Origin of the sequence: Nonomuraea sp. NPDC049624 (genome assembly GCF_040675255.1) — a bacterium.
GTDB lineage: Bacteria > Actinomycetota > Actinomycetes > Streptosporangiales > Streptosporangiaceae > Nonomuraea.
In genome coordinates, this window is the sequence record NZ_JBFAOR010000012.1 from 159,512 (window position 1) to 183,641 (window position 24,130).

At 72.0% G+C, this 24,130-nt stretch carries 14 protein-coding genes; 11 read left to right on the top strand and 3 right to left on the bottom strand.

What is annotated here, in order from left to right; translation table 11 throughout:
* Positions 1-12: 12 nt before the first annotated feature.
* The 3 genes from AB0J76_RS40585 to AB0J76_RS40595 form a co-directional block, all read right to left on the bottom strand.
* Positions 13-918 carry an ABC transporter permease gene (locus AB0J76_RS40585; protein ID WP_352324119.1) on the bottom strand — a complete coding sequence of 302 codons (906 nt, stop codon included), beginning with the start codon at positions 916-918 and terminating at the stop codon, positions 13-15.
* Complete coding sequence (locus AB0J76_RS40590; protein WP_352324118.1) at positions 915-1,877, bottom strand: ABC transporter permease; 963 nt, start codon at positions 1,875-1,877, stop codon at positions 915-917. The genes AB0J76_RS40585 and AB0J76_RS40590 overlap by 4 nt, the downstream gene beginning before the upstream one ends.
* Before the next feature lie 67 nt (positions 1,878-1,944).
* Complete coding sequence (locus AB0J76_RS40595) at positions 1,945-3,756, bottom strand: peptide ABC transporter substrate-binding protein (RefSeq protein ID WP_352324117.1); 1,812 nt, start codon at positions 3,754-3,756, stop codon at positions 1,945-1,947.
* A 220-nt stretch (positions 3,757-3,976) separates the two neighbouring features.
* Between AB0J76_RS40595 and AB0J76_RS40600 the strand changes: the two genes are divergently transcribed.
* From AB0J76_RS40600 to AB0J76_RS40650, 11 genes are all read left to right on the top strand, one after another.
* Positions 3,977-5,125, top strand: a complete 1,149-nt coding sequence (locus AB0J76_RS40600) for an ROK family transcriptional regulator (protein ID WP_352324116.1) — start codon at positions 3,977-3,979, stop codon at positions 5,123-5,125.
* Positions 5,126-5,143: 18 nt separating this feature from the next.
* A complete protein-coding gene (locus AB0J76_RS40605; RefSeq protein WP_352324115.1) occupies positions 5,144-6,619 on the top strand; it encodes a M81 family metallopeptidase in 1,476 nt (491 codons plus the stop codon).
* A 211-nt stretch (positions 6,620-6,830) separates the two neighbouring features.
* Complete coding sequence (locus AB0J76_RS40610; protein WP_352320542.1) at positions 6,831-8,642, top strand: trypsin-like peptidase domain-containing protein; 1,812 nt, start codon at positions 6,831-6,833, stop codon at positions 8,640-8,642.
* Positions 8,643-8,775: 133 nt separating this feature from the next.
* A complete protein-coding gene (locus AB0J76_RS40615; protein WP_352320544.1) occupies positions 8,776-9,165 on the top strand; it encodes a VOC family protein in 390 nt (129 codons plus the stop codon).
* A gap of 213 nt (positions 9,166-9,378) precedes the next feature.
* The gene (locus AB0J76_RS40620) at positions 9,379-9,585 is read left to right on the top strand and encodes a cold-shock protein (protein ID WP_055509312.1); all 207 of its coding nucleotides are present in this window, start codon (positions 9,379-9,381) and stop codon (positions 9,583-9,585) included.
* A gap of 180 nt (positions 9,586-9,765) precedes the next feature.
* A complete protein-coding gene (gene asnB, locus AB0J76_RS40625; RefSeq protein WP_352320546.1) occupies positions 9,766-11,580 on the top strand; it encodes an asparagine synthase (glutamine-hydrolyzing) in 1,815 nt (604 codons plus the stop codon).
* Between the two features lie 16 nt (positions 11,581-11,596).
* On the top strand, positions 11,597-12,490 hold the full coding sequence (locus AB0J76_RS40630) for an SseB family protein (protein WP_352320548.1): 894 nt from the start codon (positions 11,597-11,599) through the stop codon (positions 12,488-12,490).
* Positions 12,487-12,891, top strand: a complete 405-nt coding sequence (locus AB0J76_RS40635) for a hypothetical protein (protein WP_352320550.1) — start codon at positions 12,487-12,489, stop codon at positions 12,889-12,891. Before AB0J76_RS40630 ends, AB0J76_RS40635 begins: the two co-directional genes overlap by 4 nt.
* A gap of 94 nt (positions 12,892-12,985) precedes the next feature.
* Positions 12,986-13,381 carry a YbaB/EbfC family nucleoid-associated protein gene (locus AB0J76_RS40640; RefSeq protein ID WP_352320552.1) on the top strand — a complete coding sequence of 132 codons (396 nt, stop codon included), beginning with the start codon at positions 12,986-12,988 and terminating at the stop codon, positions 13,379-13,381.
* Positions 13,378-13,713: a hypothetical protein gene (locus tag AB0J76_RS40645; protein WP_352320554.1), complete on the top strand. Its 336-nt coding sequence runs from the start codon at positions 13,378-13,380 to the stop codon at positions 13,711-13,713. Before AB0J76_RS40640 ends, AB0J76_RS40645 begins: the two co-directional genes overlap by 4 nt.
* Positions 13,714-13,770: 57 nt before the next feature.
* Positions 13,771-24,114, top strand: coding sequence for a hypothetical protein (locus AB0J76_RS40650; protein ID WP_352320556.1), 10,344 nt, complete (start codon positions 13,771-13,773; stop codon positions 24,112-24,114).
* Positions 24,115-24,130 lie beyond the last annotated feature (16 nt).

The window sequence follows — 24,130 nt, forward strand, 5'->3', positions numbered from 1 at the left end:
GTTCCGTTCCTCCTAGCGCCGCCGGAGGCGGACCTCGAAGACGTCCCTCAGCCCGTCGCCGATGAAGTTGAAGGCGAGGACGATGAGGATGATGGCGATCCCGGGCGGGTACAGCAGCCACCAGTAGCCGCTGTAGGTGTTGGCGAGGCCGTCGGAGAGCATCCCGCCCCAGTTCGCCGCGGGTGGCGGCACGCCGAGGCCGAGGAAGGACAGGTAGGCGACGTACAGGATGGCGTCGGCGACCTGGAAGGTGGCGTTGACGATCACGGTGCCGATGGCGTTGGGGATGATGTGCCGCCGTACGGCCCGGCCGCCGGTGCCGCCCATCGACCGCATGGCCTGGACGTACTCGCGGGAGCGCAGGGTCAGCGCCTCGCCGCGGACCAGCCGGGCCGGGCCCAGCCAGGCGAAGGCGCCGATGATGAGGATGAGCATCGGCACGGTCGGCGTGACGATGGTCGCCATCAGCATGAACAGGAACAGCGAGGGGATCGACATCATCGCGTCGACCACCCGCATCATGGCCGCGTCCACCCAGCCGCTGGTGAAGCCGGCGATGGCGCCCCAGATCGTGCCCACGACCGTGGCCAGCACGCCGGCGGCCAGCCCGACGACGATGGACGTCTGCCCGCCGAGCAGCAGGCGGCCGAGCTGGTCGTAGCCGACGCCGTCGGTGCCGAGCGGGTGGCCCGGGGTGCCGGGGGGCAGGTAGACCGAGGCGAGGTCGGTGTGCACCTGGTCGGTCCGGTAGAACAGCGGGCCGAGGAAGCACAGGCCGCCGAGCACGATGAAGATGATCAGGCCCAGCAGGGCGAGGCGGTTCTCGGCGAAGACGGTCAGCGCCTGACGCCACTGGCCGCGTACGGGCGCCTCCTCGGCGGGGACCGGCGTGCCGGTCGCCTCGGCGGACGCGGTCATGAGCGGGCCGCCGTCCTGAGCCGGACGCGCGGATCGACGGCGGCGTACAGCAGGTCGGCGAGCAGGGCGCCGAGCACGGTCGCGATCGCGATGATCAGCGTGACGCCGAACAGGATCGGGAAGTCCCGCTTCAGCGCCGCCTGCCAGAACAGCTGGCCCATGCCGGGGTAGTTGAACAGGGCCTCGACGACCAGGGCGCCGCTGAACAGCGCGGGCAGGTACATCCCGAGCAGGGTGATGACCGGGAACAGGCCGTTGCGCAGCGTGTGCCGGGCGACGACGCGCGCCTCCGACAGGCCCTTGCTGCGGGCGGTGCGCACGTAGTTCTCGTTGAGGTTGTCGACCATCGAGGAGCGCACGTACCGCGAGTAGACGGCGACGGTCACGATGGCGAGCGTGACGGTGGGCAGGACGAGCCCGGCCGGGTCGGCCAGCACCTCACCGAGGGTGAACCCCTGCGAGGCCTCCGGCGGCAGGATCGGCCAGACCTGCGAGAAGAGAATGATCATCATGAGACCCATGAAGAAGATCGGCGTGGCGTAGGCCAGCAGCGACAGGGTGGTGATCGTGTAGTCGGGCCACCGGTTGCGCCGCATCGCCTGGACGACGCCGAGCGGGATGGCGACGACGACGGCCAGCATCGTCGAGAACAACGACAAGACCATGGTCTTGGGCAGCCGCTGGCCGATGGCCTCGGCCACCGACTGGTTGAGCTGGAAGGAGTAGCCGAGGTCGCCGCGCAGGAGGCGGCCGATGAACATGACGTACTGCTGGACCCAGGGGCGGTCGTAGCCCATCTCGTGGTCGAACGCCGCGAGCTGGGCCAGCGTCGCGTCCTTGCCGAGGGTGGCCCGCGCCGCGCCGCCCGGCAGGAGATGCAGGATGACGAACGTGATCATCGTGACCAGCACGACGATGATCAGGGCCTGGCCCAAGCGGGTGATCAGATACCGGGCCACGCGAGGCCCCTCCTTGTTCCAGGGACCCCGGCGACCCCCGCACGGGCCGCCGGAGTCGGGGACGGTCTCAGCTCTTCCAGGACCAGTCCTGGAAGAACATGTTGTTCATCGGGTCCTGCGTGACCCCCTGGAGCCCGGCGCGGTACGCCGAGATCTGGTACACGGGGTTCGGCATCCAGAGCACCGGCAGGTCCTGGGCCAGCCGGTCGTTGTACGCCTTGAGCGTCGCCTCGTCGTCGGCGAACTGGGTGGCCTCGATGAGCTTGTCGGCCTCGGGGTCGCTGTAGCTGCCCAGGTTGACCGGGGCGCCGGTGGCGAACAGCCGCTCACCGCTGGGGAAGGCCGGGTAGTACCAGCTGCCCTGCGAGCCGAAGAACGACATGTCCCACGAGCAGTTGGAGTCCGAGGACTTGCACGCCGGGGTGACCGCGACCGAGTCCGGCACTTCCTTGATGGTGAGCTGGATGCCCAGCTTGGACATCTGCGACTTGATCTCGGCGAACATCTTGGTCGTCGCGGCGAAGCCGGTCTGGCTGGTGACGGTGAAGGCCAGCTTCGCGCCGGACTTCACGCCCTCGCCGCACTGGTCGGCGCCCGTGCCCGGCTTCTGGCAGGTCGTCTGGCCGTCGGGGGTCACCTGCCAGCCGTGGCTCTCCAGGAGCTGCTTGGCCTTGGCCGGGTCGAAGGGGTAGGCGCAGCCTTCGCTGGAGCCGTTCGTGCCGGGCTTGGCCGGGACGGGGCCACAGGTCGGGGCCGCCATGCCGGACCAGATGGCCTTGCTGATGGTCGGCTGGTCGATGAGCGACTGCAGGGCCTGGCGCAGGTAGAGCTGCTTGAACAGGGGGCCTGACTCGGGGTTGTTGAAGTTGAGCTGGAGGTAGGTGATGGACCAGCCGTACCAGGGGGCGATCTGGTATCCCTTCGACTCCAGGTACTTCTGCTGCGACAGGTTGGCCGGCGGCACGTAGCCGTAGTCGATCTGGCCGGCGCGCAGCACGTTGAACTCGGCGTCGTCGCTGGTGAAGGGGCGCAGCGTGACCGACTTGAGCTTCGGCTTGTCGCTGCCGGAGTAGTTCGCGCGGGCGGTGAGGACGACCTCGCCGTTCGGCACGTACTTCTCCAGCTTCCACGGGCCGCTGTTGACCTGCCACAGCTCGTTGGTCGCGTACGTCTTGGGGTCCTTCGACGCGGCGGTGAGGAAGTCGAAGACCTTCCTGGCGCCCTCGGGGGTGGTGTCGAGGTCGCCCACCTTGCCGGTGGCCGAGTCCTTGTCCCAGACGTGCTGGGGCAGCGGCACGATGCGGTTGAGCTGGTTGCCGACGAACCACCCGGTGTTGTACGTCTTCGTGGTCGTCAAGGAGAAGGTCTTGTCGTCCTTCACCTTGAACGCGGCGATGTTGTCCGGGAAGCCGCCCTCCCGGTAGGACGCCCACTTGTCCTTGTTCGCGGTGACGAGATTCCACCAGAACTGGATGTCACGGGTGGTGACGGGCTTGCCGTCGGACCACGTGTTGTCCTTCAGCGTGATCGTCAGCGTCTTGCCGCCGTCGCTCACCTCGGGCGGTTCGGCCATCGAGCGCCCGGGGTCGATGTTGTACTTCGCCGAGCCGTCCAGCAGGTACTCGTACAGGTGACGGTACTGGGCGGAGCCGAAGATGACGTTCTCGCCCTGGGTGAAGCCGGGTGCCGAGATCGGCAGGATCCAGTTCGGGGTCCTGAGGGCGACGGTCACGCCGTCCTTGCTCTGGCCCCCGCTCTGGGCGCCCTTCTGCGCGCCGCCGGCGGACCCGCTGCACGCGGTCAGCGCCAGCCCGAGGGCCAGCACGCCCGCCAGGGCGCCGGTGCCGCGGAGCCCGCGCCGGTGGAATCTGCTCCCCATGGGATCTCCTCGGTTGACGTCGCACGGCGCCCTGCGCTTACCGGGGGGCCTGGTGCGTTCGATGCGGAGAATGTATAGATGGTCCCGCACGAAGTCAACGGAACTAATGCGCTTTGTTCGCCGACTTGTTTCGGTTTAGAGTCGAAGTCGCCGGTGCCTCATGATGGGGCTCTGTTGCGACGACGGGCCTGCCGGGGAACCGGCCTGAAAGAGGAGCGGCATGCCGGAGCCATCGAGTCCCGCCAACCTGCGTGAGCAGGCGCTCAGCCTCCTGGCCAGCGGTGCGGCGACGTCGCGCGCCGATCTCGTGGAGACCCTCCAGGTGGCTCCGTCCACGGTCTCCAGCGTGGTCCGGCGGCTGCTGGAGGAGGGCGCGATCCTGGAGGAGGGCGTCGGCCGCTCCACCGGCGGGCGGCGGCCGCGGATCCTGCGGCTGCGCGACGTCCCTGGCGCCTTCGCGGTGTCCGAGCTGGGCGCCCAGCACGCGCGCGTGGGGCTGTGCGCGCCCGACGGCCGGCTGCTGGCCGTACGGGAGATCGCCACCGACATAGCGGAAGGGCCCGGCCAGGTCTTCGACGCCATCTGGCGGGCCTACGAGCAGCTCAGCACGGCCAACGCCCCCGGCCAGACGTTGCTCGGCATCGGCCTCGCGCTGCCCGGCCCGGTCGAGTACCCGCACGGCCGGCTGATCGGCCCGGCCCGGATGCCCGGCTGGAACGGCTTCGACGCCCAGACCCACCTGAGGGAGCGCTTCGGCGTGCCCGCGGTCGTCGACAACGACGCCAAGGCCGCCGCCATCGGCGAGTACGTCAGCCGGGGCCGCGACCCCGGCGACATGATCTACGTCAAGGCCGGCACCGGCATCGGCGGCTGCCTGGTCAGCGGCGGCCAGATCTACCGCGGCGGCCGCGGCCTCAGCGGCGACGTCACCCACGTGCGGGTGGCCGACAGCGGCGAGCGCGAGTGCTCCTGCGGCAGCCGCGGCTGCCTGGAGACGGTGGCCAGCGGCGCCGCCCTGGTCCGCCAGCTCAAGGACCGCGGCCTGCGGGTCAGCACGCCGCGCGACGTCGTCGCCGCCACCGTCGACGCCGAGCCGTCCGTCGTGACCCTGGTGCGCCACGCCGGCGAGCTGCTCGGGGTCGCCCTGTCCGGCCTGGTCAACTTCCTCAACCCCGACGCCGTCGTCATCGGCGGCGCGCTGTCCAGCCTCGACGTCTACGTGGCCGCCGCCCGGAGCATGCTCTACAAGCGCTGCCTGCCGTCCATGACCCAGTCACTGTCCATCGAGGCCAGCGCCGCCGGCCCGGACGCCGCCCTGATCGGCCTCGGGCACCTCGTGCGCGCCTCGGCCGACGTCCGTCCCTCCTAGGCAAGGAGTCCCCCGCCCGTGTCCCGTCCCCTCCGCGTCGCCGTCGGCGGCGTGCACATCGAGTCCAGCACCTTCTCCCCGCACCTGAGCACCGCCGCCGACTTCGAGGTCACCCGCGGTGACGCCCTGCTGGCGCGGTACGGCTGGCTCGCCGAGCCGTGGGCGGCCGACGTCGAGTGGATCCCGCTCGTGCACGCCCGCGCCCTGCCCGGCGGGGCCGTGGCCAGGGAGACCTACGACGCCTGGGCGGCCGAGATCGCCGCCGGGCTGGCCGCCGCGGGCCCCGTGGACGGCGTCCTGCTCGACATCCACGGCGCGATGAGCGTGGTCGGGCTGGAGGACGCCGAGGGCGACCTGATCACGGTGGTCCGCTCGGTGACCGGCGGCCAGCCGTTCGTCTCGGCGGCCATGGACCTGCACGGCAACGTCTCCCACCGGTTCTTCGCCGGCTGCGACCTGCTCACCTGCTACCGCACCGCCCCGCACGTCGACGTCTGGGAGACCCGCGAGCGCGCCGCGCGCAACCTGGTGGCGGCCCTGCGCCGCGGGCAGCGTCCGCACAAGGCCCTCGTGCACGTGCCGATCCTGCTGCCGGGCGAGATGACCAGCACGCGCGTCGAGCCGGCCAAGGGCCTGTACGCCCGCGTCCCCGAGATCGAGGCCAGGGACGGCGTCATCGACGCGGCCATCTGGATCGGCTTCGCCTGGGCCGACGAGCCCCGCTGCCGCGGCGCGGTCGTCGCCACCGGCACCGACGCCGCCGCCACCGCCGCGGCCGCCCGCGAGCTGGGCGAGCAGTTCTGGGCGGCGCGCGACGCCTTCACCTTCGTCGCGCCCACCGGTTCCATGGACGAATGCCTCGACCAGGCGCTGATCGCGGTCAAGGACCCGGCCCGGCGTCCGTTCTTCATCAGCGACTCGGGCGACAACCCCGGCGCGGGCGGCGCCGACGACGTCACCTTCGCCCTCGAACGCATGCTGGCCCGTCCCGAGATCGCCGGCGGCTCGGTCCGCGCGGTGTACGCCTCGCTGGTCGATCCCGAGGCCGTGGCCGAGGTCGCCGGTCTCGCGCCCGGTTCGCCGGTCAGCCTGCGCGTCGGGGGCCGGATCGACGCCCGCGAGCCGGGGCCGCTGCCGATCGAGGGCGTGCTGGAGGCGGTCGCCGACGACCCCGACGGCGGGTTGTGCGTCAGCGTGCGGGTGGGCGGTCTGAGCGTGTTCGTCACCTCCCGGCGCATGCAGTACCGCGAGCTGGCCTCCTACGCCCGGCTGGGCGTCCAGGTGGACGACGTCGACCTGGTGACGGTCAAGATCGGGTACCTGGAGCCGGAGTTGTTCGACGCGGCGGGCGACTGGCTGCTGGCGCTCACGCCGGGCGGGGTCGACCAGGACCTGCAGCGCCTGCCGTACGAGCGCCTGGTCCGGCCGGTCTTCCCCCTCGACCGCGACTTCGACGCCGACCTCACCGTGATCACCGGCCCTTCGGCGCCCTGACCGCCCGCTCCCTCCTCCGCCGCGAGCGCGGCGGAGGAACCGCTCGCGGCGAACGGGGAGCGTGGCGAGGCCGCCGTGAGCGGCGAGCGCGGGGGCTCGGGAGGGCCGGTTCGGGCAGGGCTTGGAGGGGGCTCCCAGTCGGCTCCAAGCCAGGAACAAGAGGGCTGACTCATCATTTCCGCCTGTGAGCGGATATTTCAGGAAAAGGCTGATGAGGGTCGCCGCGGGTGCGGCGGTCGTCGCGACGGTCATGCTGCCCGCGCTGCCGGCGGCCGCCGACGGCGCCCCCGACGAGCGGCCCGACGTCCCGGTCGGCACCTGGCTGGCGGCGCGTACGCAGCCCGCGGTGCAGCTGACCAGCTTCACCTACACGGCGACGGTGTCCGTCCCGTCCAACACGATCAACGAGGCGGCCTACAACCAGATCGTCCAGGAGGCCGTCGCCGCCGTTCAGTCCGGCAAGATCTCCTCGGACGAGCGCAGCATCGGCAAGTGGGTCTTCCAGCAGATCGCCGCCAACGTGGACACCTACGTGTCCTCGACCACGCCGATGCGTACGGTCGAGGCCGAGGTCGGCGGCATGTGCACCGGCTGGTGGGTCACCCCCGACGGCTACATGGTCACCGGCGCCCACTGCGTCCAGGTCGGCGAGACCGAGCTCAGCCAGCTCTTCGCCCAGCAGGCGCTGGCCAAGTTCAACAAGCAGGACGCCAAGGAGATCATCAAGGGCCTGGGCGACCTCAGGAACGACGAGGAGATCCTCAAGCTCGCCCAGCAGATCTACGTCACCTTCAACTCCAGCCACATGCAGCTCAGCAACCTCAAGCAGAGCCTGTCGGTCATGCAGAGCCTGCCCGGCGGCGGGGTGGACAAGACGGCCAAGGCGGTCCCGGCGGAGCTGGTGTCGGTGGGCGAGAGCTACCCGGGCAAGGACTTCGCGCTGCTCAAGGTGAACGGCCAGCAGAACCTGCCGACCGTGCCGCTCGGCGAGGACGCCGACGTGCGCACCGGTGACACGCTCTACATCAGCGGCTTCCCCGGTCTGGTCACCAACACGCCGTTCTTCAGCCTGGAGTCGAAGCTGGAGCCGGCGCTGACCGAGGGCCCGTACAACGCCAAGCGCACCACGCAGACCGGCGTGCCCTACATCCAGACGCAGGCGCCGTCCTACCACGGCAACTCCGGCGGGCCGGTGTTCAGCAAGGACGGCAAGGTCGTCGGCATGCTGATCGCGGGCACGGTGAGCGAGGGCGGCGAGGCGTCGGAGAGCGAGAGCTTCGTCCTGCCGGTCGGCATCATCAAGGAGAAGCTCGGCGAGAAGAACGTCAAGCCCGCCCAAGCCGTCACGACGACCCGGTACAACGAGGCGCTCAACGACTTCTTCCGGCACTACTACTCCGACGCGCTGCCGAAGTTCCGCGAGGTCCAGGCGCTGTTCCCGAACCACCCGTACGTGGCCAAGTACATCAGCGACTCCCAGCAGGCGATCTCCGCGGGCAAGGACGAGACGCCCAAGCCGATCCTCATGTGGGTGCTGATCGCCGGCGGCGTGCTGCTGCTCCTGGTGCTCGTCGCGGTCGTGGTGAAGGTCCTGCGCGGACGCCGGCGGCCCCAGCCGGCCATCGTCTCGCCCCAGCCCGGGTACGGCGCGGTGCCGCCGCCCCCGTGGCAGCAGCTCCCCGCGGCCCAGGCCCAGCTCTCGCCGCCGGTGCAGCCGATGCAGCAGGCCCAGAGCCCGTACGGCCACGGCGGCGACGGCTACGGCCCCGGCGGGTACGGCGCGAACGGCCACGCCGCGAGCCCGTACGGGTCGGCTCCGGACGCCCACTTCCACCAGCCCCCTCACCAGCAGCCCTCCTACGACCAGCCGTCCTACGACCAGCCCCGCGGCGACCAGACCAGGTCCGTGCGCTACGGCCAGTTCAGCCCGCCCGCGGACAACAGGTCCGGGCAGGTCGCGGACCTGGAACGGCAGATCGCCGACCTCCAGCGCCGGCTCGGCGACCAGCCCCCGAACGCCTGACGGGCCCGCGTGAGCCGAGTCCCGCCAGACACGTCAGGATGCGTGGCCCCGGAACCCCATGACGGGTTCCGGGGCCACGACGCGTGCCCGGCGGATCCGGGTCGCTGCGCCCGCCGCGGCCTACGATGACCACGTGGACGTGCTGAGCAGCCGCGTGCTCCTGCGGCCGACCGACCCCGCCCGGACCCGCCGCTTCTACGCCGACACCCTCGGCCTGGCGGTCTACCGCGAGTTCGGCCCCGACGACGATCCCGGCGTGGTGTTCTTCCTCGGCCAGGGGTTCCTCGAGGTCGCCGGGCGTTCCGACGGCCCCGCGACCGGCGGCACGCTGTCGATCTGGTTGCAGGTGCGCGACGTCGGGCGCGAGGAGGAGCGCCTGCGGCAGGCGGGCGTCACGGTGCTGCGCGAGCCGCGCCTGGAGCCGTGGGGCCTGGTCGAGATGTGGATCGCCGACCCCGACGGCCATCGCATCGTCCTGGTGGAGGTGCCGCCCGGCCATCCGCTGCGCCGCGACCCGCGGTGAACCGCCCCGCGTTTGCCTCCGGAGGAGACCGTGTGCTAACGTTAAGCCCGTTGCAGTTGTGGTACCCATAAAAGACTTTGTGCGCACCTGACCTAGCTGGACTTTCAGGTGCGTTTTTGTTTTCCGGTCATCTCCGGGATGGGCTCATCGCGGCGACACGGGGATCCGCACGGTGCGGATCCCGTCTCTGCACGTCATCTGAAGGAGATCGTTATGGCTACCGGTACCGTGAAGTGGTTCAACTCGGAAAAGGGCTTCGGCTTCATCGCGCAGGACGGCGGCGGCGCCGACGTCTTCGCCCACTACTCCAACATCGTCTCCAACGGTGGCTACCGTGAGCTGACCGAGGGCCAGAAGGTGGCCTTCGACGTCGTGCAGGGCCAGAAGGGCCCGCAGGCCGAGAACATCGTTCCCGCCTGACCTCACGCAGCCCGTGTCTGGGCCCGCACCCTCCTCTGGGTGCGGGCCCAGACCGCTTTCAGGGGCATTCGATCGGGTATGGACCGATCAGCTCCGCGCGGTTATGTTGCGAGAGCGTCAGCCAAGTTGTCAGACGACGCCGGGGAGCACCACCAGGACTGCGTCTGAGAGGACCCTCGCATGTGCGGCATCGCCGGATGGGTGGACTTCGACCGCGACCTGACCAGCGAACGGGCCACCGCCCTCGCCATGACCGCGACCATGAGCTGCCGGGGCCCCGACGACCAGGGCCTGCACCTCGAACCGCACGCCGCGCTCGGCAACCGCCGGCTCGCCGTCATCGACGTCGAGGGCGGCCACATGCCGATCGAGGCCGAGGGCCTGGCCGTCATCACCTACAGCGGCGAGGTCTACAACTTCCGCGAGCTGCGCGAGGAGCTGGCCGCCAAGGGCCACCGCTTCCGCACCAGAAGCGACACCGAGGTCGTGCTGCGCGGCTACCTGGAATGGGGAGAAGGCGTCGCCGACCGGATCAACGGCATGTACGCCTTCGCCGTCTGGGACGAGCGCGCGCAGGAGCTCGTGCTGATCCGCGACCGCATGGGCATCAAGCCCCTGTTCTACTACCCGCTGCCCAACGGCGTGCTGTTCGGCTCCGAGCCCAAGGCGATCCTGGCCAACCCGCTGGCCCCGCCCGTGGTCGACATCGACGGCCTGCGCCAGCTCCTCAGCATGGCCACCGTCCGGCAGCGGTCGGTCTACAAGGGCATGTGCGAGCTGCCGCCCGGCCACCTGCTGCGCGTGGGCCGGCAGGGCGCGCGGCTGCGCCGCTACTGGTCGCTGGAGGGCCGCGAGCACACCGACGACCTCGACACGACCGTACGCACGGTGCGCGAGCTGCTCGACGACATCGTCGGCCGGCAGCTGATCTCCGACGTGCCGCTCTGCACGCTGCTGTCCGGCGGCCTCGACTCCAGCGTCGTCACCGCGCTGGCCAGGACGCACGGCCCGATCCGCTCCTTCGCCGTGGACTACGCCGGTTACGCCGAGCACTTCCAGGCCGACGAGTACCGCGGCGACCCCGACCGGCCGTTCGTGCGGATGCTGGCCGAGCACGTCGGCTCCGAGCACACCGACATCGTCCTCGGGCCGGCGGAGCTGGCCGACCCCGGGCTGCGGGCCTCGGTCGTCCGGGCCTGGGACGCGCCGAGCTTCCTGGGCGACATGAACTCCTCCCTCTACATGCTGTTCCGCGCCATCCGCGAACATTCGACCGTGGCGCTGTCCGGCGAGTCCGCCGACGAGATCTTCGGCGGGTACGCCTGGTTCCACCTGCCGCAGACGGTCGAGGCCGACACCTTCCCGTGGCTGGCGATGGTGATGCGCGAGCAGCAGCCGACCGACATACTCGACAAGTCGCTGATCCGGCAGCTCGACCTGGACGCCTACACCGCCGACGGCTACCGTACGGCGCTGGCCGAGGTGCCCCACGTGGCCGGGCAGGACGCCCGCGAGCGGCGCATGCGCGAGATCTGCTACCTGCACCTCACCCGGTTCCTGCCCTTCCTGCTCGACCGCAAGGACCGGATGAGCATGGCCGTCGGGCTGGAGGTGCGCGTGCCGTTCTGCGACCACCGGCTGGTCGACTACGTGTTCAACACGCCCTGGTCGATGAAGACGTTCGACGGCAGGGAGAAGAGCCTGCTGCGGGCGGCCGGGGCCGACCTGCTGCCCGAGCCGATCGCGCGCCGGGTCAAGGCCCCGTACCCGGTGACCCAGGACGTGGGCTACGAGCAGGCGCTCCGGGACGCGCTGCGCGAGCTGGCCGCCGACAAGGACGCCCCGGTGCTGCAACTGCTCGACGCCGACGCCGTCCGCGAGGCCGCCTTCGCGCCGGCCGAGAAGGTGACGACCACGATGAGCAGGTACGGCCTGGAGCTGGCGCTGGATCTGAACGTCTGGCTGACCGCCTACGGCGTGCGCCTGGAAGTGTAGCGGGCACACTGGGCGGATGACGTCCACTGATCATCTGCCGGCCACGCCGTTCGAGGAACAGTTGTGGGCGGCCGCACAGGACGGGCAGACCGCCCTGTGCCTGGGCCTGCTCCGCGACGCCGACCTGGCGTTGCCGATCACCGCCGCCGCGGCGGCCGGGACCGAGCCGCCCGCCTGGGCGACGGCCACGGACTCCGGCCGGACGTGGGTGCTGGCCTTCACCTCGGTCGAGGCGATGGTGACCGCGACCGGCGGCCTGGCCACGCACTGCCGGATCGTCTCGCCCGCCGAGCTGGCGGCCGGCTGGCCGGACCCGCGATGGGGCCTGGCGGTCAACCCCGGCCTCGGCGCCTCGTTCCTGCTGGAGCCGGGGACGCTGGCCAGGCTGGCGGTGCCCACGCTCGTCCAGGACCTGCGGCTCGCGCCCGGGTCGGGGGTGCCGGTGGTGCAGAAGCTGCTGTCCCCGGCCGACATCGGCGACCTGCTGGCGTCGGCCGAGCCGCGCGTGTCCGGCTACTGCCACCACGCCCTCGACGTCTCGCACATCGCCACGCCCACGGTGCTGGCCGACGCGCTGGGGCAGCCCGACATGCTGACCGAGAGCGGCTCGCTGAACATCCTGCGCTGGCACCCCGTCGGCCTCGACCTCTACCGCACCCCGTACGGCGGGCTCGACGAGCAGGGCCGGGACGCGGTGGCCGGGTGGGTGGTCGAGGAGCCGCCGTTCGTGGGCATGGGCCTGGTGCCCAACGTCGACCAGGTCATCCGCGAGTACAAGGTGTACGGCGTCGGCCTGCCGCACGGCGCGGAGATCTGGGAGCTCACCCGCCAGGGCACCGAGCACCGGCGTGCGCTCTACCACGGCGACCTGCGGCGATGGCTGCTGATCGGCCGGAAGGAGGCGGCATGAGCTGGCACTTCTACCGCGCCCGCTGGCAGGGCGCCGACTACGTGGCCAGCCCCGAGCCGCACCCCCTGGAGCTGTGGGTGCGCCTGCGCACCACCGGCCCGGCCGACGGCTTCGAGGAGGTCGAGCCCGGCTGCCACGTCCGCACGGTGCCGTTCACCGAGTGCGCGTCCCTGCAGTTCGTGACCACGGAGTGCACGTGGCGGGGCGAGCGGTTCCAGGTGCACGACGAGCGGGACGGCCTGCTCCTGCTCGAATACCTGGGCGGCTCCGCGCCCGCGGCGCTCGCGCTGGGGCTGGAGCGCGTCGAGCGGGGGGTGTACCGGGCGTGGGCCCCGCGGACGGAGATCACCGAGCTTCGCGAGGAAGTTGTGGCGATAAGTCCACAAGATGGGCCTTTTTGAAGATTAGCTCTTGTCTCCTGTTGTTCATGTGACAGAAACTGACCTGAAAGGTGGATGTGACGTAAGAAACACGCAGCATTGGGGCGGGGGTGTCATGGATTCTCCTGACGTGGCGGGGATGCGGGCATACGGCGACGAGCTGCGCGACATGTTCCGCCAGATCCAGGACGTGGGCATGGAGCTGCACGAGCAGGCCAAGGCCGTCCAGGTGACCGAGACCTCGAAGGACGGCCTGGTGTCGGTGACGGTCGGCTCGCGCGGCGAGCTGATCCGGCTCGACCTCGACCCGCGCATCTACCGCCGCCCCGACGCCCGCCGGCTCGCCGACACCATCGCCGAGACCACCCGGCTGGCCGCCGAGCGCGCCCAGGAGCGCGTCACCGAGATCTTCGAGCCGGTGATCCCGCGCGAGGACTTCGAGGCGCACCTGAGCGGCGACCTCGAGACCGTCATGGCCCGGCTGGCCGACCGCATGGGAGGCGCCCGATGAGGCCCTGGGACGGCACCCAGATCATCAAGCCCGTCGTGGACTCGGGCATCTCCCAATGGACCACCATGGCCGAGGACTGGGAGAAGGAGTCCGAGCGGCTGGTCGCCGCGGTCGTCGAGGCGCTGGCCGCCGCCCCCTGGGGCAACGGCATGGAGGGCCAGGCGTTCAAGGAGTCCCATTTCCGCGACGACGGCCCCAACCGCATGCTCAACCAGTGCGTCGACCTCTCCAAGCAGATGCTGGACGCGTGCGGCAGGCTGCGCGCGAGCATCGACAACACCCTCGCCGTGGACGCCGCCATGGAGCAGGACCTCAAAGCGCGAGAGGTCTGACGCGTGACGCACAGCGCCACCGGCCCCCAGGGGCCGACTTCCCAGAATTCGTCGGGTGTGTCCACCGTCTCGCCCCCGGTCCGCATCGACCGGGACGTGGAGCCGGTCTGGGAGACCGAGACGATGCCCGACTGGGTGGTCAACTGGTTGATCCCGATGTTGTCGGCCGGTCAGAAGTGGCCGGAGGCGAGCGAGAGCGGGATGTCCAAGCTCGCCCATGCCTACCACGCGCTCGCCGCCGGGGCGATCGCCACCGCGCCGCGCGCCGGCTCGGCCGTGCGGACCGTGGCGACCGGCTGGTCCTCGCCGGCCAGCGCGGACTTCGTCTCCCGCGCCAAGTACCTGTTCGGCCACAATGCCGGCATGGCGGGCACGGCCGGCAAGTCGCAGAACTACTTCGGCCAGTCGGACAACTTCGCGGTCGAGACCCAGTACTCCAAGCTGTCCGTCAACGTGGCCTTCTGGGTCACGGTCATCGCCATCGCCATCGCGCTCTTCGTCGCCTTCTTCACGGCCGGCTCCTCGACGGCGATCATCGGGCCGTACGCGGCCGCGGCCCGCGCGGCCATCAGCAGGATCCTGGTCCGGCTCGCCATGATCGGCGCCAGGGAGGTGGGCGCCGGCAAGCTGGCCCGGGTCGCCGCGCTCAGCGGCGCCACCGGACGCGGCGTCATCGCCCGGCTGCTGGGCTCCGCGATCGGCAAGGAGCTGATCGAGGAGATCGGCGAGGAGTTCTTCATCGACGCCGGCGCCCAGTACCAGCAGATCCAGATGGGCACCAGGAAGGAATGGGACTGGAAGAAGTCCCGGGCGGCGATCATCGGCGCCGGCAGCGGCGCGCTCGTCGGCACCGGCATGGCCGGGCCCGTCTCCTTTCTCACCCGGCCTCTGCCGGGCATCCCCGGCCGCGTGATGTCCACCGGCGTGACCAACATGATCGCCTCCCCGGTCGGCAGCTTCCTCGCCAACGGCCTGGTGTACGGACAGTGGGACAACCCGTTCACGGCCGAGGCCCTTGCGGGCGCCTACTTCGGCGCCGCGGGGCGTGTCACGTCGATGAGCCCGTTCAACACCGACGTGGTCACCGCGCTGGCCCACCCGGTCACCGCCCTGGCCTCGGCCTACGACACCGCGGCCCGTACCGACGCCGCCCGCGCGGGTGGCGGCGACCCCAACGCCGGGGGCGGGAACCCGCCGCCCGGCGGCCCGGCCCCCTCGGGCGGCGGGCCCGTCGTCCCCGCCGGGGCGACACACTCCGGCGCGCCCTCCTCCAGCCAGAACGACGACGTCAGGCGCGGCACGCCCGCCACGCCCGCCCCCGATTCGGACGCGAACCCGCGTCGCCAGGCGCCCCCGAGGACCGACCAGCAGCGGGACGACGACCGCGAGCCGCGCGCCGACGCCGACGAGACCACGCCGCAGTCCCCCGACGCGCAGTCCCGGAACAACCGCACATCGCCGGAGCAGAACACCCGGCAGAACGACCAGCGGAACACCCTGCAGGACGACCAGCAGGACGACCAGCAGGAACCGGCGCCGCGGCAGGACGCCCAGCAGACCAACCAACTGGACAACCAGCAGACCAACCCACAGAACGACCAACAGACCGACCAGCAGACCGACCAACAGGGCGACCAACAGACCGACCAGCAGACCGACCAGCAGACCGACCAGCAGACCGACCAGCAGGGCGACCAGCAGGCCGACCAGCAGGAACCGGCGCCGCGGCAGGACGGCCGGCCCGAGCAGGTCTCTCAGGAGAACGGCCGGCCCCAGCCCGCACCCCAGCAGGACGCCCAGCAGGGGCCTGTCGCGCCGCAGGCGGAGAACGACTCCTCCACGATGTCGGCCGACGTCCCCGACGGCGCCACCGTCCCGGCGGCCGTCCCGGCGACCGTCCGGGCGCGTACCGCGCTCATGGACGCGCTCGCCACGGACTTCCCCCGCTCGGCCGTGGCCCCGAACGGCGACCTGCTCATCCTGCTGCCCGACGGCCGCGTCAGCTTCATCCGCGCCGCGACCATGCGACGGGTGCGCGCCGCCCTGGACGCCCGCGCCGAAGAGGTCACCGATGCCGAGGACCTGCGGGTGGAGGCCACCTCGCTGATGCTGATGGCCCAGGCGTCGGAGCCGGGCCGGCCGCCCACGAGCCGGCCGGGCACGACCACGTCGAGGCCGCGCAGGCGAGGGGGCCGCAGGTCGGGCGGGCGCAGGTCCGGGGCCGGCAGGGTCACGTCGAGGCCGGTGCCGGGCACCCGGCACGTCACCGAAGGCCGGCCGGGCACCCAGTTGAATCCCGACGAGGTACGTGCGGGAGCCGACGCGGTACGCCCGGACCACTTCCCGGGCCAGGGCGTGCAGGAGATCACCTGGTCGGCCGACGGCAGCACGCTCGTCGTCCGCACCGACAACGGCACCCACCACTTCCGCCCGGTCATCGGCGGCCTGAGCGAAGATCTCATGGGCGAGACCGAGCTCTCGACGGGCGCGGACGCGCAGCACGCCCACGTCGTGCACTTCGCCCCCGGCGTCAACCCGAGCCAGTTGTCCCGGGTCTGGCTGCACGAGATCACCGACACCCTGCAGAAGCTCCAGGAGGACGCCGCCCCCAAGCGGCGGGGCTTCCTGCGCCGCAAGCCGGCGACCAGCGAGCCCACGCAGGACATGTGCGCCCAGGCCCAGCTCAACGAGCTGGCGTTCCTGGCCGAGCAGTGGCACGCCGCGCAGACGCCGCAGGAGCAGCGGCTGCTCGCCCTCGACATCGACGGCGTGTCCCGCCAGCTCAGCGAGCGCGGCCACACCCCGCCGCCGCCGCCGTGGGCCCCCAAGCAGGAGTCCCGCCCCACGCACGCGCCGCCGGTGCCGAAGGGCCGCCCGGCGCGCGAGGAGCTGCCGGCCGTCATCGACGCGCTGCAGCGGGCCGAGCAGGCGCTGCAGGAGCAGATCGCGGCGAAGCGGAAGAGCGCCGAGGAGGCCCAGGAGGCGATCCGCAAGGCGCGTCAGGAGGCGCGGAAGGCTGACAGGCAGCACGACCAGGGCCACGCGGAGCGAGCGCGCAAGGCGCGGCAGGAGAGCCGTACCCATCGCGCCACCCGGGAACGGCACACCAGGATCGCCGACGCGTACGAGGTCGCGCTGCGCGAGGCGACCCGGACCCGGCAGACGTACCAGCAGTTGCTCACGGCGTTGAACGAGATCGAGAACCCGAGCGCGCCCGCCGGGCCGGTCGGCATGCGGCCCGTCGCCGAGCGGCTGGCCAACCAGGTCCTGCAGCAGCACGCCGCGTACCTGGACGCGCTGGCCGCCGCGTTGCCCCAGGAGATCAACCTGGCCGCGGCCCAGCCGACGGGCCGGCTGGCCCACGTGTCCGCCCTCACCACCGCCGTCAACGACCTGCTGGCCGACAACGGCATCGGCCACCGGTTCACGACGCACGAGCTGGAGAGGGCGATCCGGGCGGACTTCCACAAGGTGGTCTCCGCCGACGGCCTCGTCGTGCAGGTGGGGCACCACGGCGAGGCGGCCGAGGTGCGCATCAAGCTGACGCTCGCCGACCTGGTCGAGGTGCTCGACCCGACCATCAAGGGGTCGGAGATGATGGTGGGCCTGTTCCACCAGGCCGGCCGTATGGCCTCGGTCAGCCAGGCGGGCAGCGGCGGGCTGTCGATGGGCTTCGACACCAGCGTCCTGGCCCAGTTCATGCCCGAGGACCACGTGGCCAGGACGATGACGCAACTGCTGGGCGTCGGCCTCGGCGCCTCGATCGGGCGCAACTGGTCGAACACCGGCGGAGCCGGCATGTTCGCCCAGAACGGCTCGGTCTCCGACAACCGCAGCGAGTCGCTGCTGTTCGACGCCGCCGCCACCTGGACGGCCGAGATCCGCACCGGCCAGGACGAGAACTGGCGGGGCGCCGTCACGGTCGACTCCGGCGCTCCCGGCGACTCCTCGAGCCAGCGGGTGTGGTTCTCGCACTCCGCCACCGACCAGACGCCGCGCAAGCTGGAGTGGATCGACAGGGCCAAGCGCCGCAAGGAGATGCCCAACGTCATCGTCCAGAGCATGAGCGACCTGGAAGGCGCCGTCGACATGCTCGCGGACGCGCTCGGCGGCGACTACGCCGAGGTCGGCACCCCGGCCCGCGACGCGCTGCGCGGGTTCGTCACCCACAACCTGCCCACCAGCCTGCGGACCGCGGTCAACGAAGGGCTGGAGCGCGTCTTCACCAAGGACGGCAAACCGCAGGTCCGGGTACGCGCCGAGAGCCGGGTCGTGGTGGAGCTCTCCCAGCCGGTCGGCGGCTCGACCTCCGAGGAGTGGGAGGAGGAGGTGCTGGTCGACTTCGTCGCGACGCCCGCGGGGGCGTCCTCGGGCGCCTCGCTGGAAGGCAGCGCCTCGGCCGGGTTCAAGGCTCCGGGGTTGGAGGGCGTGGACCTCGGCGCCTACCATCCCACGATCGGCCCCAAGGCCAACGGGGCGAGAGGGGCGTCGCGGTCGTACTCGGCCACGGCCAACAAGCAGGCGATCCACCCCAGCGTGCGCCGCCTGACCCACCACAAGCAGAGCTACCGGCTCGTGGTGGTCACCACGTTCACCGTGGAGCGGTTCGGTGAGCCGCCCGTCACGTTGACGCCGGTGCGCAGCACGGTGCTGGCCGACATGCGCGAGAAGGCCGCCTTCCATTTCGGCCTGCCCGTGGACACCGCCGCGCTGGTCCGCAAGGGCGGACAGCCGGTCATCGACGCCAACGGCGTGCCGGTCCTGCGCGGCGACCCCGACCCCGCCCCGCCGCCCGGCCGCAAGCCGGAGCTGCCCATATGGCTCGGCGAGGGGCCGGGGAAGATGCGCGGCGCGGGCCCGGCGCTGGTGGAGGAGATCGAGGGGCTGGCGGAGTTCCGGGAGAAGATCCTGGAGGAGCTGGCCAAGCGGGGGGTCATCCCCAAGGTCGTGAACGGCGTGCCGGAGTACTCCACCAACGATCTCGCCCGCGCCAGCCAGATCCTCAACCGGCAGGAGCTCATGGAGCAACTGTCGGAGCAGCGGCTCCGCGCCGCCTACGACTCCCTGGCTCAGGACGGCATCGTCCTCGAGCTGACGCTGCAGGGTCTCAACGCCGCCCCCGAGCACTTCATGCTGCGCCTGTCGCTGCAGCAGGACTTCAAGGACGTGACCTACGTCGGTCACACCGACACCCAGACGGTGGTCAACCTCGACATCGGCTCCGACACCTCGGCCCGCGCCATCAGCAGGTCCAGGACGTACAGCGGCGGCGCGTCGGTCAGCGAGAGCGACGGCCCGGACAAGGGGCACGACGGCCTCACGCACGAGGTCGGCGTCAACGGCGGCGGCAACCGCACCCGTACGGCGGGCTCCAGCGCCGGCGGCACGACCAACATCGTGACCCTGGAGGAGAGCAACGGCCCGGTCGCGATCCTGAAGCTGGGCCACAAGATGACCGCCGACCTGCTGCACAACGGCACGACGACGACGATCGCGACCACCGAGGGCTCGGCCCAGCTCGTCTTCGCCGCCGACCTGCTCCCGTCGACGAAGGAGACGCCGCCCACGCCGATCGGGCGGATGTCCCCGAAGCTCAGGTCCATCGCCCGGTTGCTGCACGTGGACGTGGGCAGCCCCCTGGCCGCGGCCCGCCAGGTGCTGCCACGCGGCACGACCGCCGACTCCGTGGCCCTCCAGCACCTCATGACGTTCCTGAACGTGCGCAACCTGGTCGGCCATCCGAAGCTGCTGAACCAGCCGTTCACCACGGACGGCGCGATCCGGCCGAACGGCGGCCCCACGCGCTCGTCGTTGTCGGTGTCCGGCGAGATCGGCGAGACCGAGGTGCTGGGCATCATCGACCCCGTCACCGGCAAGATCAAGTTCGGGATCGGCAGCGCGGGGATCTCGTGGGGCGGCTCGTCCGGTCTGTCCGCGGCGATGTCGACGAGCGCCTCCGACCTCGACGACGGCGGCACGACCAGCGACGGCGGCTCGCTCTCGCTGCCCTCCCGGTCCGGTGGCACGTCCGAGTCCACCTCGCTCCTGGACATCTGGGGCGACGAGGAACTGGTGATCAACTTCGGCCGCCACTACCTGCTGCGCAGCACCGTCGATCTCACCCTCACCGGCTCCGAGAGCGCCGAGCACGGGGTGCCGACCGGCGAGCGCATCACCGTCAGCGATCCCAGGACGGAGACCGTCTCGGGCACCGCGCTGTTCGCGGTCGGCGAGGACGACGCGCTGCTGATGTACGGGGAAGGCGACCTCGACCTGCCGCTCCACCTGGTCGGCGACGCGGTCGAACGGTTCCTCAACGGCAGCCTGGCCCTCGACCGGAGCATCGCGGTCCCGCTGGTGCAGCGCTACGTCACGGACATGGCGCAGTCGGGGGTCACCAACGAGTACACCGAGCGCCACACCCCGCAGGCCCTGCTGACCAAGCTCAAGGAGGTCGCCGGCCTCGGCTCCCCCGCCCCCGGAAGCCCGCAGGAGAAGCTCGACCAAGCCCTGGACGACGCCGCCGAGCAGCTCGAACGCTCCAGGGACGTGGTGCTCGCAGCGCCGTACGACCGGTCGGTGGGCGCGAGCGCGACCGAGTCGCTGACCCTGACGGACGAGAACGGCGACCCGGTCGACGTGATCGACGCGGTCCGGCGCGCCGTGCAGGACGCCGTGCCCGGGGCGCTGGAGGAGAGCCCCACCCTCGGCGAAGAGCTGAACGTCGACTTCTCCGAGGACGCCGCGGTGATCCACGTCGCCGACATGTGGTCATCGCGGGGCTTCGAACGCAGCTACCACGTCCAGCAGGGCGCGCAGGTGACGCAGGCCGAGGAGGTGACGGTCAGGGTACGCCTCGAACCCGTCGGCGACCCGCGCTCGGCCACGCTCCTCAGCCAGACGTCGCAGGCCGGTCTGATCGTCCAGCGCTACCGGTACACCGACAAGACGCATGCGGAGTCGTACAACGGGTCCTATTCGGCCGGTCTCGACTCGTCCACCGGCGATCCGGCCGGCGGCCAGGGCGGCGGCCTGTCCACCGACCGCGGACGCGGGTACTCGGGCTCCACCAACCACCAGAACACGCGGCTGCAGCGGGTCGGCCTGTTCAACGGGCTGACCCAGGTGGAGCAGCAGATGCGGGTCGTCATCGAGGTGGAGCGCCGTCCCGTACGGGGAGGCAGGATCCCGGCCCGCGCCAAGAGGACCGCCGACAGGCTCCAGCGCAAGCCGCGCGCCACGCCGCCGGTCGTCTACGACGCCACGCTGGTGCGGCGCATCCCGACCGGCATGACCAGGCCCGCCGCCGAGGATCCGGGGCCGGTCGTCATGAACACCGACCCCCGGCAGGCCGAGCTGCATCCCGGCTTCTTCCCGGAGTCGTTGTGGGAGAACCCGGCCAAGCCCAGCCTGTACGAGGTCGTCACCGCCCAGCTCACCAAGATGCTGGGCGCGGCGGCGGTGCAGGAACGCCGTCCCGAGCTGATCAGGCGGCTGGCGCCGTCGGCGCTGCTGACCGCGTTCGAACGGATGACGGACCCCTCCGGCGAGCCGATCGTCCCGGTGTCCAGGCAGAAGTTCAAGGACCAGGGCGTGACGGTCACCGCTCACGCCCGCCTGTCCGACCTGACCATCGTGGCCGGCCCGTACGACGGGGAGAAGGGCCAGGTCGACCGCCAGGCCGACGCCCAGAACGTGACCGTCTCCCGCGGGCACACGACCCCGCTGGGCTGGGGCGTCAACGGGTCGGACAAGTCGACCGGCATCAACGGCGGTGTCAAGGGCGGGGAGCAGACGTCCGAGAGCGTCAGCGACCACCACGGGGCGCGCCGCGAGCGCAGCATGTTCGAGAAGGGCAAGCTCTACACCGTACGCTTCCGGGTCGACTACGACCTCGACTTCCAGTACATGGCGCGGCTGCGCGACGGCAACGAGCACCCGGTCGGCGACGCCGTCCACCTGCCGTCCGCCTCGACCGGCGAGGTCGACGTGATCATGTTCGGGGAGGAGATCGAGGAGCTGCGCGAGCGCATGGCGGCGGGCGTACGGCTCGGGCCGCCGCGTGCCGACGGCCCGCCGCCCGCGACGTTCACCTTCGTGCCCGCCTCCGCGAACCAGAACCCGATCCAGACCCTCCAGGAGGCTCGCCTGGCCGCCCGCGACCGCGGCGAGGTCGCCCGGGTGGCGATCCGGGAGGCCGACGGCCTCCACCGCTACCGCGTCATGCCCGACGGCTCGCTGTACAGCGAGACCCTGGACGGCGGCTTCGCCGAGTCGATCGCCGGCCTCGCGCCCGACCTGCTGGACGCGGCCCGCGGCGCCGGACTCGACCTGCGCGACGTCTTCATGAACCCGGCCACGGACGGCACCTTCACCGAGCAGGTCAACGCCGCGCTCGGGGCCCTCGACGCCCTTCCCGCGCCCGCCCCGCCGCCCGCCTGGCCCGCCGGGGCTCCGGCCACCGCCGGGCACCCGGACCCGATGGGCGGCAGCGTGGCGCAGGGCGCGACGGCGGCCGCCGGGATGCCGTCCCCGGCGATCGAGAACACGCCGTTCAGCAGGTCGTCGCGCCCCGAAGGGGTCCCCGACCTGAGCCTGGACGAGCTGCGCGGCCAGCCGCTGTCCGCCGTCGACCTCGGCGGCGCCGCCGCCCACGTGGGCTGGACCGGGGAGAACGTCCTGACCGTCCAGGTGCCGGGCGCGCCCGACCAGCACGTCCGCGTGGAGGTCGGCGAGCCGGGCGAGGGCCTGAACGCGGTCACCGTGCCGCGCGCGGGCACGGCCGCGGATCCGCACCTGCTGCGGATCTGGGGACGCGTGCATCCGGACCTGGTGTCGTCGGTCCTGGTCCACGACCTCTCGCACGTCACCCAGGCGGCGACCGCGGCGGCCGCCGGCATGCCGCAGGGCGTGCTCAGGACGTCGCCACAGGGCGAGCAGACCGAGGGCACCGACCTGTGCCTGCTCCCCCGCATGGACGAGCACGCCCACCTGTCCGACAAGTGGCACGCCACCACCGACCCGGCCCGGCGGGAACGCCTGGCGGCGGCGATCGACGCCGTCGCCGAGGACATCCGCCGGCGCGGCCACACCCCGCCGGCCCCGCCGTGGGGCACCGGGCCGCGTGCGCCGGCCGCACCCGAGCCGCAGAGCCGGATCGCCCGTCTGCTCAACGGCGGCTCGGCCACCGGCCTGGACACCTCGCCGCCCGGCCTGGGCAAACTGGCCGAGATCGCCGGCGTGCCCGCCATCACCCCGGGAGCCGGTTCCGTCAACGGGGCGGCCCCGCAGGTGGGGCCCGCGGACACGTTCACGGTGACCACTACCGGCGGCGAGTTCACGCTGACGCTGGCCGAGGCCGCGCCCGGCGCGGCCGAGGTGACCGTCGAGCCGGGCGCTCCCGGCCACCTGACGCTGCGGGTGCCCGCCGACGCCGGCTCCCGGGCCACGACGGCCGTCGCCGAGCACGTCGCGGCCCACGCCGCCACACTCTCGGGCGACCCCGCCCCCGGCCGTCCGGCGCAGAACCGTCCCGCGGAGTCCGGGCGGCCCGGTCCGGCCGAGGCGGCGGCGCTGGCCCGGCTGCGCGGGCTGGCACGGGCGGTCGCCGAGGCGGGCCCGATCCGCTCGCGCGCCGAACGGGCGGCGCTCCAGGAGGAGGCCCGGCGGCTGGGGCTGACCGGCGACCGGCAGGGCGCGCCGTCCAGGCTGGTGGAGCTGTCCCGCTCGGGCGACCTCACGCCGGCCCACGTCACGGCGATCCGCGGGCACGCGACGCTCCCCGAGACGGCCGCCGCGGGAGCCGTCGTACGGGCCGCCGCCCTCATGGGCGCGCGCGTCGTGATCCACGGTCCTGGCCTGCTCGACATCGTGCTGCCCGGCCGGGCGCCCATCACCGTCGACGTCCGGCCGCCCGGGTCCGGCGAGCCCCACCCCGGCGTGCTGACCTACGAGGTGGACCCGGCCCGCACGATCGGCGCGAACGAGCGGGCCGCCGCCGGGACGGCCGCCGCCGCCGTCGCCCGCGCGGTGGGCCTGCCGCCGGCCGACAGCCAGGAGCTGGCCGAGCTGCACGAGGCGGTGCGCCAGGCCCGCGTGGCCAACATCAGGCAGCGCCCTGGCCGCCTCGGCGTGCTGTTCGACCTGGTCACCAGGGCCCGTCCGGAGATCCTGCGGCTGCTTCCGCCGCAGGTGGCCACCGAGCTGGCCACCCTGGCGGACGGTCGCCGCCCCCGCGACTGGCCCGCGATCCTGGACCGGATCCGCGTGACGGCGAACACGACCGGCTGGAACCCGCCCGAGGCCGAGTGCGTGTGCCCGGCCGACGGCCCGTGCGTGTGCGGCCTCCGGCTGAACGACACCCCGCTGGTGACGCCGGCCCCCGAGGCGGTGGCGGTGTGACAGGCGGGACGTCGGG

Excerpts from the sequence above, each read along its gene's own strand:
- AB0J76_RS40595 (WP_352324117.1), bottom strand. The coding sequence starts at position 3,756 with ATGGGGAGCAGATTCCACCGGCGCGGGCTCCGCGGCACCGGCGCCCTG.
- AB0J76_RS40585 (WP_352324119.1), bottom strand. The coding sequence starts at position 918 with ATGACCGCGTCCGCCGAGGCGACCGGCACGCCGGTCCCCGCCGAGGAG.
- AB0J76_RS40645 (WP_352320554.1), top strand. The coding sequence starts at position 13,378 with ATGAGGCCCTGGGACGGCACCCAGATCATCAAGCCCGTCGTGGACTCG.
- AB0J76_RS40630 (WP_352320548.1), top strand. The coding sequence starts at position 11,597 with ATGACGTCCACTGATCATCTGCCGGCCACGCCGTTCGAGGAACAGTTG.
- AB0J76_RS40610 (WP_352320542.1), top strand. The coding sequence starts at position 6,831 with ATGAGGGTCGCCGCGGGTGCGGCGGTCGTCGCGACGGTCATGCTGCCC.
- AB0J76_RS40620 (WP_055509312.1), top strand. The coding sequence starts at position 9,379 with ATGGCTACCGGTACCGTGAAGTGGTTCAACTCGGAAAAGGGCTTCGGC.
- AB0J76_RS40635 (WP_352320550.1), top strand. The coding sequence starts at position 12,487 with ATGAGCTGGCACTTCTACCGCGCCCGCTGGCAGGGCGCCGACTACGTG.
- AB0J76_RS40600 (WP_352324116.1), top strand. The coding sequence starts at position 3,977 with ATGCCGGAGCCATCGAGTCCCGCCAACCTGCGTGAGCAGGCGCTCAGC.
- asnB (WP_352320546.1), top strand. The coding sequence starts at position 9,766 with ATGTGCGGCATCGCCGGATGGGTGGACTTCGACCGCGACCTGACCAGC.
- AB0J76_RS40640 (WP_352320552.1), top strand. The coding sequence starts at position 12,986 with ATGGATTCTCCTGACGTGGCGGGGATGCGGGCATACGGCGACGAGCTG.